This window comes from Rubrivivax gelatinosus (assembly GCF_004340905.1).
In the GTDB taxonomy this organism is placed as follows: Bacteria; Pseudomonadota; Gammaproteobacteria; order Burkholderiales; family Burkholderiaceae_C; genus Rubrivivax; species Rubrivivax gelatinosus.
In genome coordinates, this window is sequence record NZ_SLXD01000014.1 from 21,208 (window position 1) to 37,964 (window position 16,757).

General features: G+C 71.7%; 14 protein-coding genes. 5 read left to right on the forward strand and 9 right to left on the reverse strand.

What is annotated here, in order from left to right; all coding sequences use genetic code 11:
• Positions 1-2 precede the first annotated feature (2 nt).
• Positions 3-887 carry a TIGR01459 family HAD-type hydrolase gene (locus tag EV684_RS19605; RefSeq protein WP_132649037.1) on the reverse strand — a complete coding sequence of 295 codons (885 nt, stop codon included), beginning with the start codon at positions 885-887 and terminating at the stop codon, positions 3-5.
• Between the two features lie 5 nt (positions 888-892).
• On the reverse strand, positions 893-2,500 hold the full coding sequence (locus EV684_RS19610) for an aminotransferase class I/II-fold pyridoxal phosphate-dependent enzyme (RefSeq protein ID WP_132649038.1): 1,608 nt from the start codon (positions 2,498-2,500) through the stop codon (positions 893-895).
• A gap of 494 nt (positions 2,501-2,994) precedes the next feature.
• Between EV684_RS19610 and EV684_RS19615 the strand changes: the two genes are divergently transcribed.
• Both EV684_RS19615 and EV684_RS19620 read left to right on the forward strand, forming a co-directional pair.
• Positions 2,995-4,347, forward strand: a complete 1,353-nt coding sequence (locus tag EV684_RS19615; RefSeq protein WP_165908546.1) for a S41 family peptidase — start codon at positions 2,995-2,997, stop codon at positions 4,345-4,347.
• 186 nt (positions 4,348-4,533) lie between these two features.
• The gene (locus EV684_RS19620) at positions 4,534-6,510 is read left to right on the forward strand and encodes a PhoX family protein (protein WP_132649040.1); all 1,977 of its coding nucleotides are present in this window, start codon (positions 4,534-4,536) and stop codon (positions 6,508-6,510) included.
• Between the two features lie 108 nt (positions 6,511-6,618).
• Here the strand turns inward: EV684_RS19620 and EV684_RS19625 are convergent, their stop codons facing one another.
• Complete coding sequence (locus tag EV684_RS19625) at positions 6,619-7,515, reverse strand: S41 family peptidase (RefSeq protein WP_132649041.1); 897 nt, start codon at positions 7,513-7,515, stop codon at positions 6,619-6,621.
• Between the two features lie 195 nt (positions 7,516-7,710).
• On the opposite strand from EV684_RS19625, the gene EV684_RS19630 reads away from it, so the two are divergent.
• Positions 7,711-8,334 (forward strand): tRNA-uridine aminocarboxypropyltransferase, encoded by a 624-nt coding sequence (locus EV684_RS19630; protein ID WP_132649042.1) that lies wholly within the window; start codon positions 7,711-7,713, stop codon positions 8,332-8,334.
• Here EV684_RS19630 and EV684_RS19635 read toward each other — a convergent pair.
• Positions 8,331-9,485 carry a helix-turn-helix transcriptional regulator gene (locus EV684_RS19635; RefSeq protein ID WP_132649043.1) on the reverse strand — a complete coding sequence of 385 codons (1,155 nt, stop codon included), beginning with the start codon at positions 9,483-9,485 and terminating at the stop codon, positions 8,331-8,333. The genes EV684_RS19630 and EV684_RS19635 overlap by 4 nt on opposite strands.
• Before the next feature lie 165 nt (positions 9,486-9,650).
• Here EV684_RS19635 and EV684_RS19640 point away from each other — a divergent pair, with 165 nt between their 5' ends.
• Together EV684_RS19640 and EV684_RS19645 are read left to right on the forward strand one after the other, a co-directional pair.
• On the forward strand, positions 9,651-12,380 hold the full coding sequence (locus tag EV684_RS19640) for an ATP-binding protein (protein ID WP_207184592.1): 2,730 nt from the start codon (positions 9,651-9,653) through the stop codon (positions 12,378-12,380).
• Positions 12,370-13,590 carry an EAL domain-containing response regulator gene (locus EV684_RS19645; protein ID WP_132649044.1) on the forward strand — a complete coding sequence of 407 codons (1,221 nt, stop codon included), beginning with the start codon at positions 12,370-12,372 and terminating at the stop codon, positions 13,588-13,590. Before EV684_RS19640 ends, EV684_RS19645 begins: the two co-directional genes overlap by 11 nt.
• A 36-nt stretch (positions 13,591-13,626) precedes the next feature.
• Here EV684_RS19645 and EV684_RS19650 read toward each other — a convergent pair whose 3' ends face one another.
• The 5 genes from EV684_RS19650 to EV684_RS19670 form a co-directional block, all read right to left on the reverse strand.
• Complete coding sequence (locus EV684_RS19650) at positions 13,627-13,863, reverse strand: FmdB family zinc ribbon protein (RefSeq protein WP_132649045.1); 237 nt, start codon at positions 13,861-13,863, stop codon at positions 13,627-13,629.
• A 3-nt stretch (positions 13,864-13,866) separates the two neighbouring features.
• Complete coding sequence (locus EV684_RS19655) at positions 13,867-14,379, reverse strand: AmiS/UreI family transporter (RefSeq protein WP_014428259.1); 513 nt, start codon at positions 14,377-14,379, stop codon at positions 13,867-13,869.
• A 58-nt stretch (positions 14,380-14,437) separates the two neighbouring features.
• Complete coding sequence (gene fmdA, locus EV684_RS19660) at positions 14,438-15,694, reverse strand: formamidase (RefSeq protein ID WP_132649046.1); 1,257 nt, start codon at positions 15,692-15,694, stop codon at positions 14,438-14,440.
• Between the two features lie 69 nt (positions 15,695-15,763).
• Positions 15,764-16,054: an FmdB family zinc ribbon protein gene (locus tag EV684_RS19665; protein WP_132649047.1), complete on the reverse strand. Its 291-nt coding sequence runs from the start codon at positions 16,052-16,054 to the stop codon at positions 15,764-15,766.
• 259 nt (positions 16,055-16,313) lie between these two features.
• Positions 16,314-16,664, reverse strand: a complete 351-nt coding sequence (locus EV684_RS19670) for a hypothetical protein (RefSeq protein ID WP_132649048.1) — start codon at positions 16,662-16,664, stop codon at positions 16,314-16,316.
• Between the last annotated feature and the right edge of the window lie 93 nt (positions 16,665-16,757).

Below are 16,757 nucleotides of genomic sequence, written 5' to 3' on the forward strand. Positions count from 1 at the left end.
GGTCAGCAGGCGAAGCGTTCGAACACTGCAAACAGGGACACGCCGGCTGGCGCCGCCGAGCCGGCGGCGGACACCCAGACGGCCGGATAGCCCGCCGCGTGCGCACCGGCCACGTCGGTGTCCAGCGAATCGCCGATCACCACGACCCTCTGCGTTCCCGCACGCCCGGCGATGCCGACGGCACGACGGAACACCTGCGGGTCGGGCTTGCCGAGCCAACGAACCCGGCCTCCCAGGCTCTCGTAGCGCGCCGCCAGCACGCCCGCGGCCAGGTGGCGGACGCCGCCGATGCTCACCTCGCGGTCGGGGTTGGAGCAGATCATCGGCAAGCCCGCCGCTGCGGCACGCCCGAGCCGGTCCGCCAGCCGGCCGTCGAGGTCTGCGTCGACGATGCCCCACACGAACACGGCGTCGGCGTCCTCGGGGCCGGTGGCGGCCGGACATCCGACGGCATGGATCCAGTCGCTTCCCGGCTGGCGCCCCAGCACCCAGACGCGCATGGCATTCGGCAGCCAGTCGGCGCACACGGACTCGTAGGCCAGCTCTCCGGACGAGACGACGGGCACGCGGGCCGCGCACGACAGGCCCATCGATCGCAGCGCCAGCGTCACCTCGTCGGCACGGCGCGACGAGTTGGTCGCCAGCACCACCGCCTTGCCCGCGTCGAGCAGCCCCTGCAGCGCCATCGGCGCCCCGGGCAGGCAGCGCTGGCCATCGACGAGCACGCCCCAGATGTCGACCACGAAGACGTCGAAGCAGTCGACCAGCGCCGCCAGGCGCGGGCAAGCGTCGGCGAAGCGCCGGGCGCGGGGCGCCGGCTGCCGCAAGGCAAGCGCCGGGCGCGCCGCGGGACGCGGTGTCGGGCTTGGGCGCATCGCCTGGCGCATCGCCGTCAGTTGAGCCGTGCGCGCCGACGCACGGACCCGCCCTGCAGGGCCTGGCGCAGGCCCGGACGAAGCCGGTCGAGGAAGGCGTCGCGAATCCGCGTGCGGCCGGCCTCGAAGCCGGCCCGGCTGTCGATGCCGGCACCTTCGATCAGGGCCTCGAGTTCGTCATGCGCATGCCCGGCCGCAGCAGCCGGCGGCCGGGCCTGAGCCAGCTGCTCGATCGCGTGCCAGGCGGCGAGCCGCTCGGCTGCCGCGCTGGCGCTGTACGTGAGTTCGGCGCCGACGCAGGCATGGACGCAGCGCAGCAGCCCGCCGCTCCAGCCATTCGAGGCCCCCGGCGAGAAGGCCAGCTTCATCGTGTCCAGCGTCCAGCGGACCAGGTCGATGCTGTCCGACAGCGCGCCACCCCGAGCCTGCAGGTGCTGCAGGACGGGACTGAAATCGAGCAGGATCGAGTGGCCCGCCCGGGGTTGCAGTGCGACCTCGATCCAGGCGCTGCCGTCGCCGCGCGACGGCAGGTCGTCGTTGACCGACTGCAGCAGTTGCCGGACCAGCTCGACACGCAGGCGTACCTCGTCCGTGTTGGCCTGGAGGTAGCGCCGCGGTGCGCTCAGCGCGGCCATCGCCATGAACTTCATGATCTGCGGCAGCGTCGCGGCGTGGCCGACGATGTGGGCTTGCAGCCGCCGCGCGACCTCGCCGCAGGCGCAGGCCCAGCCGGCACGCAGGTTGGCCAGCGCGTAGGCCTTGGACGCGCCGCACAGCGTCACGACCCGGTCCTGGATCTCCGCGCAGGCCGCGAGCTTGGCGCTCGGCAGCTCCTCGTATTCGGTGTCGGCGAAGATGCAGTCCTCGACCACCCAGGTGTCCCAGTGCGCCACCACCGAGGCGATGTCGTCGAGCTCATGCTGCGCATACACCGCACCGGCCATCGACGGATTGAAGATGGCCAGCACGGCGGGAAGGCGTCCGCCCGCACGCAACTGGCGCTCCGCCCAGGCCGAAAGCGCTTCGGCCGTGAGCTTGAAACCGTGCTCGCGATCGCAGGGGATGCATTCGAACTCGAGCCGTGCGTCGTGACACCACTGCACCAGCGGGTGATAGAAGCCCGAGTGCGTGACCAGCAGGTCCGCAGGCGAGGTCCCCATCTGAAGCAAGGCCGAGAAGATCCGGCTGACACCGGCATCGAGCACGACGTGGCGCGCGATGTCCTCGGGCACGCCCAGGCGCAGGAACTGGCGCGTGATCGCGGTGTCCAGAGGCTCCAGACGCTGAAGGAACAGGTAGTTGTCCAGTGACGAGTGGACGGTGTCCATGAGCGCCCGCACGCCTGCGGCGATGACCGCCGGGTGCGGCCTGCGCACGCCTTCGCCGTGAGCGAAACTGACGACGTCGGCATCGAACATCCCAGGGCCGATGCGACGGCCCGATGCGTCGCATCCACCCAGCGCCGCCCGTGCACGCCTGAGCGTGCGCATCGCCGACGACAGTTCGCGCTCGGACAGCAGTGCATGGCCCCCCGTGGCGCCGGCCGACTGGCGGACCACCGACAGCGCCGGGTGCGCGCTTGCCACCACCGAGGAGCCGGAAGATCCGGCGTCTGCGGGCGTCATGCTGGCCTGCCTTTCGCGGTTGCGACAAGTCAGGGAAGAATGCGCTCTTCGCCACGGCGCTGGCGCTGCGTCCCCCTATCCCGGCATCGGTGAAAGCATGGGCCTGTGCGGCGGGAATATTGCTTGAGCCGGCTCGCGAATGGCGCGCCCCTGCGCCGCCCGCGCCGAGGACGCTGACCGGTTCGGCGGGCGGCCGGCAGCAGGCCCGGCACGACGAGGCTGGCATCGCTGCGGCGCTGCGGCGCTGCGGCCGAGCCGCGCCGCCGCGAACGCAAACAGGTGCCGGGTGCCCGCCCACGCATCGCGGCGGCACCTCGCCTATGCTGAAAGCAAAGACATGCGAGGCTCGCGATGAACCGCATACGCTGCCGATGGCCTGCCATCCCCGTCATGCTGCCGCCCGGCAGCGCGGCCAACCTGTCCGCGTCGCCGGTGCACCGCATTGGCCCCGGGGCCGACCTGTCTTGCGCTCCGCCGGCGCAGTGGCATCGGACATGAGGCGCACGCTGCGCTGGCTCAGTGCCGCGCTGACCTGCCTGGCGCTCGGCACCGCTGCCGCGACCATGCCGGCGCATGCCGCTGCGGACTGGCAGGACGACTTCGACGCGTTGCTCGCGGGCTTGGCGAGCAACTATGCGAACTTCGAGGATCAGATCAGGGTGCGCCGCCTCGAACTGCCGGCACTGGCTGCACGTCAGCGCAAGGCGCTGACCGAGGCCACCGATGACGCTGGACGCCGTGCCGCGCTCGAGGGCCTGCTGCGCGCGCTGCGCGACCCGCACGTCAGGATCGACTGGGCGCCGGCGGCAGACCAGGCGCCGGGGCCGGTCTGCGCCTCCGGTATCGATGGTGGCCGCGAGGGCCGGCTGCAGTGGTCACGCTGGCCGGCGTTCACACCCCTGGCCCACGACACGGCGCGGATTTTCTCGGCCGGCCTCCTGCGCCGGCCCGATGGGCGACGGCTGGGCATCGTTCGCCTGGGCCTGTTCGTCGAGAGCGCCTACCCCCTTGCCTGTGCAGAGGCGGCCCGCAGGCTGGGTCTCGCTCCCGATGCTCCCTGCGACGCGAGCTGTGCCGAGCGCCGCGACGCCGTGGCAGCGCAGGTGCTCGACACGGCACTGGTGGACACGGTGCGCGCGCTGCGTGCCGCCGGCGCGGCGATGCTGGTGCTCGACATCAGCGACAACGGCGGCGGATCGGACTGGAACGAGGCGGTCGCGCGGCGCCTGGTCGGCCCGCTGCGTTCGGCGCGCATCGCCCTGCTGAAGCACCCGGCGTGGCAGGACTGGATCGACGGTCGGCTGAACACGCTGGCCCCCGGCGCGCCTGAGGCAGTCGAGTGGCGCCGCGTGCGCAGCCAAGTCGCACGTCCCTGCGACCTGTCGGTTGCGTGGTCGGACGGCGAGATCACCACGGGCGTCCGGCCGCTGCCCTGCAGCACCTTGGTTCACGGCCGGTTGCACAGCCTTGGCACCGTCGAGCCTTGGGGGCCGCCGGTGCCGCCCGGCGTCAACCGGCTGCCGCTGGTGCTGCTGGTCAACGAGGAGACGCACTCGGCCGCCGAGCAGTTCGCGGCGCTGCTGCAGGACAACCGCAGGGCACGCATCGTCGGCAGCGCGACGGCCGGTGCTGCTTGCGGCACCTTCACGGCGCAGGGCACCCGCTTCACCTTGCCGCACAGTGGCGCACGCGTGCACGTGCCCGACTGCGTGAGGCTGCGCGACGACGGCAGCAACGAGCGCCGGGGCATCGTGCCCGACACGATGGTGCCCTGGGCGCCATCGGACAGTCCTTGGCTGCGCACGGTGAAGGCCGCGCAGACGCTGGGGCGTTTGAGCTTGCGTTGAGGCCTGAAGCCGGCATCGCCCGAAACCGAGCGACTTTCGCCGCTGCAGCCACGTCCGGACCGGGCCGCCTGTTCGTCAATCCTGCCCCGTGTTGATTTGATCGGTATCAGCCCGACGTCACGATCACGACACGTGCCGCCCATAAATTTCTCGGCTTCTTGACTGAGAGCAACGCAGGCAGCACACATGACCGAGGTCCGTTCGCCGATCACCGGGGCCACCCTTTCCCGCCGTAGTCTGATTCGCGCCATGGCAGGCGCTCCCCTCTTGCCCCTGGCGTCCTCGCTGTCGGCTGCCGGCCTGCTGACCGCCTGCGGCGGCGACGGCGGCGACGACCCGGCTTACGTCAGCGCCACGTTCAGCAGCATGGCCGCGCCCACGCTGGCCAACCCGGCCAACATGGCCACCACCTACACCGCCTCGTCGCTGGTCGTCGCCTACGACGACAACAGCACGCGCAGCTTCACGCTGGCCTACCAGCCGTTCTTCATCACCGGCACCGACGTGCCCGACGGCAACGGCGGCACCGTGCTCGCCGGCGGCTACTACGACATCGACAACCAGCCCATCGTCGACAGCTCCGTGGCCGGCTCCGAACGCCAGTTCTTCTCGGACTGCCCGGACGGCTCCTCGCTGCTGACGGTGGACGGCGCCAGCGTGGCCGGCGTCACCGGCAACACCGTCTTCGCGGTGGTGCAGTTCGAGTACGCCACGCGCAACCAGGCCGAGGACTCGATGTACGGCCAGCTGCCGTCGCCGATCGCCGTGCTGACGCTGGACCAGGACAAGTCCACCGGCAAGCTGAGCCTGGTGAAGTACCACAACGTCGACACCTCGGGCGTCAAGGGCCTGTGGATCACCTGCGGCGCCAGCCTGTCGCCCTGGGGCACGCACCTGTCCTCCGAAGAGTACGAACCCGACGCCTTCGACCAGGGTGCGCTCGGCCAGTCGCTGGCCGTGCTGCAGGGCTTCAGCCAGAACCTGTTCGGCGACGCCGGCACCGCCAACCCGTACGACTACGGCCACATGCCCGAAGTCACGGTCAACAAGGACGGCACCGGCACGATCAAGAAGCACTACTGCCTGGGCCGCATCTCGCACGAGCTGATCCAGGTGATGCCGGACCAGCGCACCGCGCTGATGGGCGACGACGCCACCAACGGCGGCCTGTTCATGTTCGTCGCCGACAAGGCGCAGGACCTGTCCTCCGGCACGCTGTACGTGGCCAGGTACACCAGCACGCTGGACGCCAGCTCCACCGCCACCGTCAGCTGGATCAAGCTGGGTTCGGCCACCAGCGCCGAGATCAAGGCCCTGGTGGACGGCGGCATCCAGGCCACCGACATCATGGAGTCGCTGACCGCCGACCCGGACGACGCCAGCTACACCAAGATCGTGCTCAACAAGAAGAGCCTGTGGGTCAAGGTCAAGCCGGGCATGGAGAAGGCCGCGGCCTTCCTGGAGACCCATCGCTACGCCGCGCTGATGGGCGGCAGCCTGTCCTTCACCAAGATGGAAGGCACCACGGTCAACATCAAGGACAAGAAGGCCTACTCGGCGATCGCGGCGATCAAGGACTCGATGGTGACGGGCAAGTCCAGCAACGTGCCGGCGCTGAACGTCAACTTCGCCTCGGCGATCAACGCCGGCGGCGTGCTCGAGCACACGCTCGGCGCCGGCCAGAAGGACAGCGCGGGCGCGGCGATCGACAGCGAATGGGTGCCGGCCACGTCAAAGTTCATCCTGCTGGGCGAAGACCTGAGCACCGCCGACGCGCTGGGCAACCTGGCCAACGCCGACAAGATCGCCAACCCGGACAACCTGAAGTTCTCGGAAGAGATGCGCACGCTGTTCATCGGCGAAGACAGCGGCATGCACGTCAACAACTTCCTGTGGGCCTACAACGTCGACACCGGCACGCTGAGCCGCGTGCTGTCCACGCCTTCGGGTGCCGAGTCGACCGGGCTGCACGCGGTGGACACGATCCACGGCTTCACCTACATCATGAGCAACTTCCAGCACGCCGGTGACTGGGAGTCCCCGCTGCACGATGTCGTCCAGCCGACGCTGGACCCGCTGATCCGCGCCAACTATGAAGACCGCTTCGGCGCCTCGGTCGGCTACCTGACGGCCACCAGCGCGCAGATCAAGCTGTCGCGGTAAGGCAAAGCGGCGCCGCCCGCGCGTCGGGCGGCGCCGCGTTTCAGGGCGCGAAGCGCGGCTCGCCGTCGAGCCAGGCGGCTTGGGCCGCGATACTGCGCAGCGATCCGCTCACGCGCCTGCCGCCACGCGCTGCCGGGCGAGCCCGAGCGCGACCCGCAGCGCGTCGCCCGCATCGCAGCCGACGTCCGGCACGACCCCGCACCCCTCCCAGTTGTTTCCGGTGATGGGGTTGCGGGCGCTCGCCTCCGGCAGCAGCAGGCTGAAGTGGGGCGAGGGCCAGTGGACGTTGCACGGGTTGGCGCCGCCGCCGGTCGTTTCACCGACGACGACGGCCCGCCCCATCGCCTGCAGGTCGTAGGCCAGCATCTCGGCGCCCGAGAAGCTGAAGCCGGCCACGGCAAGCAGCAGCGGCTTGCGGCCGCCGAAGCTCGGGGCATGCGGCGCCGGGTCGGCCCAGAACGCCTCAACGGGTGCGGAGCGCGGCACGATGCTGCTCAAGGGCGTGCGGCGGTCGACCAGCGCCGAGCACACCAGGGCGACCGTTGCCGGGTCGCCGCCCACGCACTGCCGCAAGTCGATGACCAGCGCCGACGCATCGGCGACCGACATCAAGGCCGCCTCGTAGGCTGGGCGCGACAGCTCGGGCTCGACCAGTTCGCGGATGTCGAGCACGGCGACGTTACCGGCGACGCGCTGCACCGACGCGATGCCGAAGCCCATGGCACGGCAGTGCGCCGCGCGGTCGTTCTGCTCGCGCACCGTCACGCCCGGCGCTTCCGGAACGTGCGGCTCCGGCTCGTGGCGCACGCGCAGATGCAGGTCGCCGGAGGCCTGCCGCAGGTCGTCGGTCAGGCGCGTCGCGAGCTCGGTTGGATCGTTGGTGGCGTAGGCGTCCGATTCGAGCCGCCGACGCAGATGCGCCGCGACGCGTTGCGCGACGTTGGGGAACACGTAGCGCGCCGACACGAGGCCGGCGACGGTTTGCACGACCTCGCTGTAGTCCATCCAGTCACTCCGGAGTGTTTGGGAAGAGGCCGGCAGGCTTTCCCGGGGCCGCCGGCGATTGAAGTCGCGCGACGCAGTACCGTCAAGCGCTGCTGCCGGCGGTCTGCTCCCTTGCGCTCCCAGATGTGGTGCCGCGGCTGGACCTGCGGGTGGACGTACCCGGGGCCGCCTCGCCCTTGCCCGACACTCGCGGACATGCCCGCTTCGCCCGCCAGTTCCCGCCCTGTCTGCCCCCGCTGCCTGCGTCCGTTGGCGACCTGCCTCTGCGCGCTGGCGCGGCCCACGCCGCACCGCACCGAAGTCCTGGTGCTGCAGCACCCGCAGGAGCAGCGCCAGGCCAAGAACAGCGTCGCGCTGCTGCGGCTGTCGCTGGCGCGTTGCGAGGTGGTCGTCGGTGAACGTTTCGACGACGCGGCCTTGCGCGCGCTGCTGCATCGGCCGGGCTGGGAGACGCGGCTGCTGTACCCCGACGTGCCGGCCGCGCCGGCGCCGGCGGCGTCCCACGCCGCGCCCATGGCGCCGGTGCGCCTGGTCGTCATCGACGCCACCTGGCGCAAGAGCCTGCGCCTGCTGCTGGAACATCCGCTGCTGGCCGCGCTGCCACGGCTGTCGCTGGACGCGCCGGCGCCCACGCGCTACCGCGTCATCCGCGCCGCACGGCGTGCCGATCAGGTGTCGACGCTGGAAGCGACGGTGCAGGCGCTGGCGGCCCTGGAAGGCCAGTCCTTCGACGGCGCACCGCTGCTCGACGCCTTCGGGAGCTTCGTCGCCGCGGTGGCGGCGCGCCAGCGGTCCCGGACGGAGGCCGAGCCCGGCTAGGGCAGTGCGCTGCAGACCCGCGCGTGCAGGTGCACCAGCTCCATCTGGCTGTGCGTGTCGGTCTTCTGGAAGACCTGCTTCAGGTGGCTGCGCACGGTGTTGTCCGACAGCCCCAGCGAGCGCGCGATCGTCGCCAGCGACTGGCCCGAGAACACCAGCGCGCTGACACGCGCCTGCGCCGCGGTCAGCTCGTACTGGCGCGCGAAGACGCAGGCCGCCGGGTCGTGGCGCGGCTGCGCGCCGCGCACGGCCACCATCGCCAGCCCGCGCGGGCTGCCGGCGTGGCGGCGGAAGACGGCCCCGGCCGGGCGCACGACGACGACGATCGGCTCGTCGTCGGCGGTGCCGGCCAGCGTCAGCACCGCCGGGCGCGCGGCTTCGGCGCCGGGCGCTTCGTGGGCGACACGCGCGATGGTCTCGGCCAGCAGCCGGCGGTCGTGCGGGTGGGCGGCGACGACGCGGCCGCCGTCGACACGCAGGCCGTGGCGGCGCTCCAGCAGCCGCGCGCCGGCGGCGTTGGTGTGCACCGGCTCGCCGTCGGCGCTGACCAGGATCGCCGGGTTGGTGTCCTGGTCGGACAGGCGCAGCAGCGCGTGCGCCAGGTCGTGCGCCTCCTGCCAGCGCCACTGGCTGCGCATCGACAGCGTCACGTGCTGCAGCAGCAGCTGCAGCTCGGCCTTCTGCGCGGCGTCGAACGCGGGTTCGTTCTCGGCGCGGTAGGCGGCCAGCACGTGCGCGCCGCGCTGGCGCTGGTCGACGACGCCGCACAGCAGGTGCAGCAGGCCGCGTGGCTGCAGCACCTCGCGGTAGAAGTCGGTGCGGCGCAGGTCGGGCGTGCTGATCAGCTCGTCGCCGGTCATCACGCGGCCGGGCTGGTAGTCGCAGCTGGACATGAACCACGGGTTGCGTGCCGCGTACTCGGTCATGCCGCCGGTGCCGCCGGTCGCGGACTCGTACAGCGTCACCTCGCCGCCGCCGAGAAACTCGTGATGCACCAGCGTCACGGCGCGCGCGCCGAGGTGGCTGCGCAAACGGTCCAGCACCTCGGGCCAGCTCTCGTCGTCGGCTCCGGCGGCGTGGATCGCGTGCACCAGCTCGTGCGGGGGCGCGGGCGTTGTCGCCTCTGGCGCCATGACGGCGGAACGGGCCATGGTCTGGGTTCCTGGCTGCGATTTCTGCACGATTCTGGTGCCCGGTTAACGGATGTCAATCCGGATCGGGCCCGAGCGCAAGAGCGGGAAACGACCAGTGGGAAGGTGCACGGGCCGCCGTTACCCTGGCTCATCGGGGCCCGCGGCGGCACCTGCGGGCTTTCCATGCTTCGAGTGAAGCGCGAGTACCAATCCTGGGTGGCGAAGGAGTCGCTGGAAGACTACGCGCTGCGCCACGCCGCCAGTTCCTACCGTCGCTGGGCGCCGCGCGTGATGGCCAACACGGCGATCGGCGGCATCTCCTTCCTGGCACTGGAGGCCATCGGCGCCAGCATCACGCTGAGCTACGGCTTCCAGAACGCGATGACGGCGATCGTCGTCGCCTCGATCGTCATCTTCCTCGTCAGCCTGCCGATCGCCTACGCCTGCGCGGTGTCCAACGTCGACATCGACCTGCTGACACGCGGCGCCGGCTTCGGCTACCTGGGCTCGACGATCACCTCGCTGATCTACGCGAGCTTCACCTTCATCTTCTTCGCGCTGGAGACGGCGATCTGGGCCCAGGCGCTGAACCTGGCCACCGGGCTCAGCCTGCCGCTGGGCTATCTGCTGTGTTCGCTGGTCATCGTGCCGGTGGTGTTCTACGGCGTCACGGCGATCAACCGGCTGCAGGCCTGGACGCAGCCGCTGTGGCTGGCGCTGCTGGTGCTGCCGGTGCTGCTGATCCTGTACCGCGACCCGTCGGTGGTCGGCGCCTGGACCTCCTACGCCGGGCTGGATGGCAGCCGCGGCCACTTCGACCCGCTGCTCTTCGGCGCCGCCGCCGGCGTGATGCTGGCGCTGGCGGCGCAGATCGGTGAGCAGGCCGACTACCTGCGTTTCCTGCCCGAACGCACGGCCGCCAACCGGCGCGAGTGGTGGGCGGCGCTGCTGGCCGCCGGGCCGGGCTGGATCCTCATCGGCGCGGCCAAGGTCACGCTGGGCAGCCTGCTGGCGGTGCTGGCGCTGCGCACCGGCGCCAGCGCGGCGCAGGCGGCTGAGCCGGCGCACATGTTCGTGCACGCCTACCGCCAGGTCGTCGCCGACCCCGGCCTGGCGCTGGCGCTGGCGGCGCTGTTCGTCACCGTCTCGCAGGTGAAGATCAACGTCACCAACGCCTACAGCGGCTCGCTGGCCTGGTCCAACTGCTTCGTGCGCCTGGCGCACTACCACCCGGGGCGCGTGGTCTGGCTGGTGTTCAACGTCGTCATCGCGCTGCTGCTGGCGCTGCTGGGCATCTTCGAGACGCTGCAGACGGTGCTGTCGGTCTATTCGACGGTGGCGCTGGCCTGGATCGGCGCGCTGGTGGCCGACCTCGTGGTGCTCAAGCGCACCGGCATCAGCCCGCCCTTCGTCGAGTTCAAGCGCGCCTACCTGCACGACTTCAACCCGGTGGGCTGCGGCGCCACGGCGCTGGCCGCCGCGGTGGCGCTGCTGGCCTATGCCGGCGTCTTTGGGCCCTGGGGGCAGGCTTTCTTCGGCTTTGTCGCGCTGGCGCTGTCCTTCGTCGCCGCGATCGTGATCGGCTACGCCACGCGCGGGCGCTGGTATCTGGCGCGCCGGGACGACCGCTGGCGCAGCGCGCCGCGCACGACGCTGGTCGAGTGCTGCGTCTGCGAGCGCGAGTACGAGGCGCCGGACATGGTGCACTGCCCGCTGCACGGCGGCTCGCTGTGTTCCCTGTGCTGCGGGCTGGAGCTGCACTGCCACGACTTCTGCAAGCGCCCGGCCGGCGCCGAGGCGGCGCCCCGGCCGGCGCGTTTCCAGCCGCAGGTGTTGCGCCGCTTCGGGCGCTTCCTGGGGCTGCTGGGTGTCGTCGCGGTGCTGATCGGCGCCGCCTTCCTGCTGACCTACCGCTTCATGGACCTGCACGATGCCGCCACGCGCGACGAGCTGGTGCGTGTGATGGCCCGGCTGTACGTCGCGACGCTGGCCGTGGCCTCGCTGGGCGCGTGGTGGATCGTGCTGTCGCACGAGGCGCAGGAGCAGGGTGAACGCGAACTGCTGGAGTCGCTGCAGCACCTGGAAAGCACGCGCGCCAGCCTGGTCGAGACCGAGAAGCTGGCCTCGCTGGGCGCGCTGGTGGCCGGTGTCGCGCACGAGATCAACACGCCGGTGGGCATCACGGTGACCAGCGCCTCCTTCCTGTCGGACCGCATCGCCGAGGCCGAAGCGGCGCGGCGCGACGGCCGCCTCGACGACGAGGCGCTGGGCCGATGCCTGGCCGACGCCGCCGGCTCGGCGCGGCTGCTGCTGGCCAACGCGACGCGCATGGCGCAGCTGGTGCAGAACTTCAAACAGCTGGCCATCGACCGCGTGCCCGAAGCCCGCTGCCGGCTGGACCTGCGCGAGGCGGTCGACGAGACGCTGGCCGCGCTGGCGCCGCGCATCGCCGAAGCGGGCATCGAACTGCGCATCGAGGTCCCGCCCGGGCTGGTGCTCGAGAGCTACCCGGTGGCGCTGGCGCAGGTGCTGTCCAACCTGGTGCTCAACGCCGTGCAGCACGCCTTCGAGCCCGGCGCGCCCGGCGCGCGGCGGCTGCTGCTGCGCGCCGAGGCCGACGACGAGGCGCTGCGCCTGGACGTCGCCGACAACGGCCGCGGCATCGCGCCGGCGCTGCGCACGCGGGTGTTCGAACCCTTCTACACGACGCGCCGGCTGCAGGGCGGCAGCGGGCTGGGGCTGTACATCGTCAACCAGATCGTCGCGCGCCAGCTGGGCGGCTCGCTGGCGCTGGATGCCGCGCCGGGCGGCGGCGCGCGTTTCGTGCTGCGTCTGCCTCGCGTCGCCCGGCAGACGCCGGACATGGGCCGCATACTGGGTGCCTTGCCGAGGACACGCCGCGATGAAGCCTGAAACCGGGCCCTGGAAGCTGCTGCTGGTCGACGACGAGCCGATGGTGCACGAGGTCTCCCGGCTGATCCTCGCCGGCCTGCGGTTCGAGGACCGCGCCGTCGAGCTGCTGACGGCCGGCTCGGCGGCCGAGGCGCGTGATCTGCTGGCGCGCCACCGCGACGTCGCGCTGGCGCTGGTCGACGTCGTGATGGAGACCGACGACGCCGGGCTGCTGCTGGTGCAGCACATCCGCCAGCGCCTGGGCAACGCCGACATGCAGATCGTGCTGCGCACCGGCCAGCCTGGCGTCGCGCCCGAGGCCGAGGTGATGCACGGCCACGAGATCAACGGCTACTTCCTGAAGACCGAGATCACCGCCCAGCGCCTGAACTCGATCGTCATCAGCGGGCTGCGCGCCTACCGCCGCACGCTGGAGCTGCGCGCCGGCGGGACGCCGGCCACCGAGCGCGCGGCCGACCCGCTGCGGCCCGAACTCGCCGCGCTGGGCGCACCCGCGCTGCTGCAGGTGCAGCCCGAGGTGGCGCTGGCGAACTGGCAGGTCGTCGGCGTCGAGCTGCTGCCGCAGTGGCGCGGGGCGGCCGGGTGGCTGAGCGCCGCACGCCTGCGCCAGGCCGCCGGCGACGGCGCGCTGCCGGCAGCGCTGGCCGAGCCGCTGCTGGCCGCGGCGCTGCACTGGGCCCGCACCTGGGCCGATTCGCTGGGGCGGCCGCTGCGCGTGTCGGTGCCGCTGGCCGGCGATGGCCTGGCCGAGCCCGAGGTCGGCCGCCGCATCGTCGACGCCGTGCGCGCGGCCGGGCTGGCGCCGGGCACGCTGGACCTGCTGGTCGGCGAAGCCGCGCTGCGCGGCGCCGCGCCGGCCGTCGAGGCCTTGCGCGCCGCCGGCGTGACGCTGACCCTGGCCGACTTCGGCGCCGGCACGATCTCGCTGCCGCAGCTGAGCGGCGCGGCGCCCGACCGGCTGAAGCTGCCGCGGCCCTTCGTGCGCGGCGTCGCCGGCCAGCCCGAGCGCATGGCCGTCGCACGGTCGCTGATCGCGCTGGCGCAGACGCTGCAGGCGGTGGTCATTGCCGACGGCATCGCCTCGCCCGAGGACGCGCAGTTCTTCAAGTGGGAAGGCTGCGAGCTGGGGCAGGGCGATGCGCTGGCGCCGGCCTGCGCGCCGCAGGACCTGGCGGCGCAGGTTCGACAAGGCCCGGCGCTGGCGCACTGAAGCCGGCGCGGCAGCGCCGCGCCGGGGTCAGCGGCTTCAGCGGCAGCCTGCGTGGCTGCAGCCGAAGCCGCAGGCGCGGCGCCAGCCGCCGCCCGCGGCCGGCGATGCACCCAGCCAGCCGGGCGAGGCACCCGCCAGCATCGGCGCGGCCAGCGTGCGTGCCGCCGGCGTGTCGCACTGCGGGCAGGGCGCCGGCTGCGACGACTCGGCCATCGGCCGGAAGGCGCGGAACTCGCCGCAGCCCTGTTCGCAGCGGTAGTCGTAGAGCGGCATCGTCTACTTCAGCAGGCCGTTGAGCAGCAGGTAGCCCGGCACCCAGCCGGTCAGCACGCCTTCGGCCAGCGTCAGGCCGCCGACCAGCCGCGCGATCGGCTTCTTCATCGCCAGCAGCAGGAAGAACATGAACCACAGCACGCCCCAGGCCGCCCAGCTGAAGCCGAACCAGTAGCCCCAGGTGCTGTCGGCGCCGGCGAGCGTCTGCAGCGTCACCGGCACCGCGGTCAGCGCGACGAAGAGGCTGAACCAGCCCAGGCCGCGGCCGTCGGCGCCGTTGCTGCGGTTGATCGCCACCCAGAGGTAGGTGAAGGTGAAGAGCAGCGTCAGCGCCGCGGCCTTGATCGACGCCGCGTCGGCGCCGGGCCCGAAGGCCAGCACCAGGCAGGCGACGAGGGTGATGCCGCCGACCAGGTAGTTGATGATGGAGATCTCGTTGTCGCCGATGCGCCCCAACAGCCACAGGCCGTTGAGGCACAGCACGGCGCCGACGAAAAACAGGACCAGTCCGAGCATCGCGTGTCTCCTTCGTGTGGGGCCGGCCGCCCGCGGCTGGGGCGGCCGGCTCGGGCGCTCAGTTGCCGGAACGGGGTACCTGCACCCCTTGCCTGACCTGGTGCGGCGCGCCGGTGGCCGACGGCCGGATGTCGAAGTCGAAGATCGCGCGCGGGATGTAGATCGTCGAGCAGGCGTTGGGGATGTCGACCACGCCCGAGAGCCGGCCTTCCACCGGCGCGGTGCCGAGGATCATGTAGGCCTGGATGTCGGTGTAGCCGAACTTCATCAGGTAATCGATCGCGTGGTTGCAGGCGTTCTGGTAGGCCAGCCACGAGTCCAGGTAGTGCTGCTTACCGCCCGAGTCGACCGACACGCCCGAGAACGCCAGCCACTCCGAGTACTGCGGGTCGCGGTTGCCGGGCATGAAGACCGCGTTCTCCTTGACGCCGTACTTGGCCATGCCGCCCTTGATCAGGTCGACGTGCAGGTCCATGAAGCCGCCCATCTCGATGGCGCCGCAGAACGTGATCTCGCCGTCGCCCTGCGAGAAGTGCAGGTCGCCGAAGGACAGGTTGGCGCCGGGGACGAACACCGGATAGAAGACGCGGCTGCCGGCGGTGAGGTTCTTGATGTCCTGGTTGCCGCCGTTTTCGCGCGGCGGCGCGGTGCGGGCGGCCTCGGCGGCGACACGCTCGAACTCGGCGCCCTTGAGCGAGCCCAGGATCGCGCTGTCGGGCAGCGGCGGCAGCGCCAGCGGCGGCACGCGCATCGGGTCGGTGGCGATCAGCGCCTTCTCGCGCGCCGTCCACCTGGCCAGCAGTTCGGCCGACGGCGCCGTGCCCATCAGCCCCGGGTGGTGGATGCCGGTGTACGAGACCTCGGGGATGTGGCGCGAGGTGGCGACGTCGCCGCGGAAGTCCCAGATCACCTTGTAGGCGTCGGGGAACCGTTCGGTGAGGAAGCCGCCGCCGTTGTTGCGCGCGAAGACGCCGGTGTAGCCCCAGCCCTGGCCCGACAGCGGCCCGGAGTCCTCCTGGTTGCAGGCGTCGATCTCGAGGATGTCGACGATCAGCAGGTCACCCGGCTCGGCGCCTTCGACGTAGAACGGGCCGGAGAGCACGTGCACGCCGGCCAGAGGCGCGTGGCGGATGTCGTCGGCCGAGTCGTCGTTGCGGATCGCGCCGTCGAACCACTCGCGGCAGTCGGCGCGGAACACGGTGCCCGGCTTGATCTTCACCGCCGGCGGGATGTCGGGGTGCCAGCGGTTGTGGCCGACGATCTTCTGGTCCTTGAACTTCTTCGTGTTGTCCAGCGGAAAGAGGTTCTGGGGCATGGCTCACCTTTCGAGGGGCGTGGGAAGACCGCTCCGCGGCGAGCGGAGCACGAGGGCTGCCGGCCGTGTTCAGGGCCGGGGCAGGGTGAAGAGCGCCGGGTTCAGCGGCGCGGCGGGGCGGGGTGAGCGGCCGAGCGAGGGCAGCGCCGAGACCACCTCGGGTTCGTGCCGGCTCTTCTCGGCGTGGTCCAGCGCGGCGGTCCATTCGCTGCGCCGGCCGGTCCTCAGCATCGGCGCCGAGAACACGCGCCGTGCGGCGGCGCCGCAGTGCGGGCACTCGGCTTCGGCCGGCGCCGTGCCCAGCGGCCAGTGGCGGTCGAACGGGCCATGGTCCGCGCAGCGGTATTCGTACAGCGCCATCGACGTCTCCAGGAAGTGCGATGCGCGATCGTCGGCCAAGCGTGCGCGGGCCGAATCACATGCGGCGGTGAGGCGGCCTCACCTGTTTGGGTGAGCCGGGGCGCGCAGGGGGGGGAGGGTGGAGACGGTGCGACCGAGGCGGTCACAGGGGGGCGTTCAGGAGCGCCGGCTGGCGGCGTGGGCCGCGGCCACCATCGTCGGTGCCGGCAGATCCCGGCGCCGGGTGGGTGGGCACCGCTCGGGTGCCCACCGGGGTGGTTCAGTGCGTGCGGCCGCCGCGGGCGCCGGCGGCAAGTTCCGTCCCGCTGATGCCGGCGAACAGCTGCGCGGCCTTCACCTTGATCTCCAGCAGCTCGTCCGCGCTGACCGAGTAGCAGCCGCTCGTGCGGTTGACGGTGACGCTGAACTCGACGTCCTTGCCGGCGTTCGACAGCGTCCCGCTGGTGAATTCGTAGTCGTCACGCTCCCAGGGCAGGCCCTGGGTGCCCACGTCCCATTCGTGGTATTCGATGCGGCCTATCTCGCCGCTGGCGAGGTTGAGGCGGGCGCTGGCGGTGACGACCTCGTCGGCGAGTTCGTCGGTCAGGGTAATCGGCACATGTAGGTCCATGCCCGTGATTGTCCCCTGTCGCGCCCACCCTGACGACAGCGCGCCTGCGCATCGTTGCCGGCCGCCCGTCTTGCGCCGCCGCCGGCAGCAGCA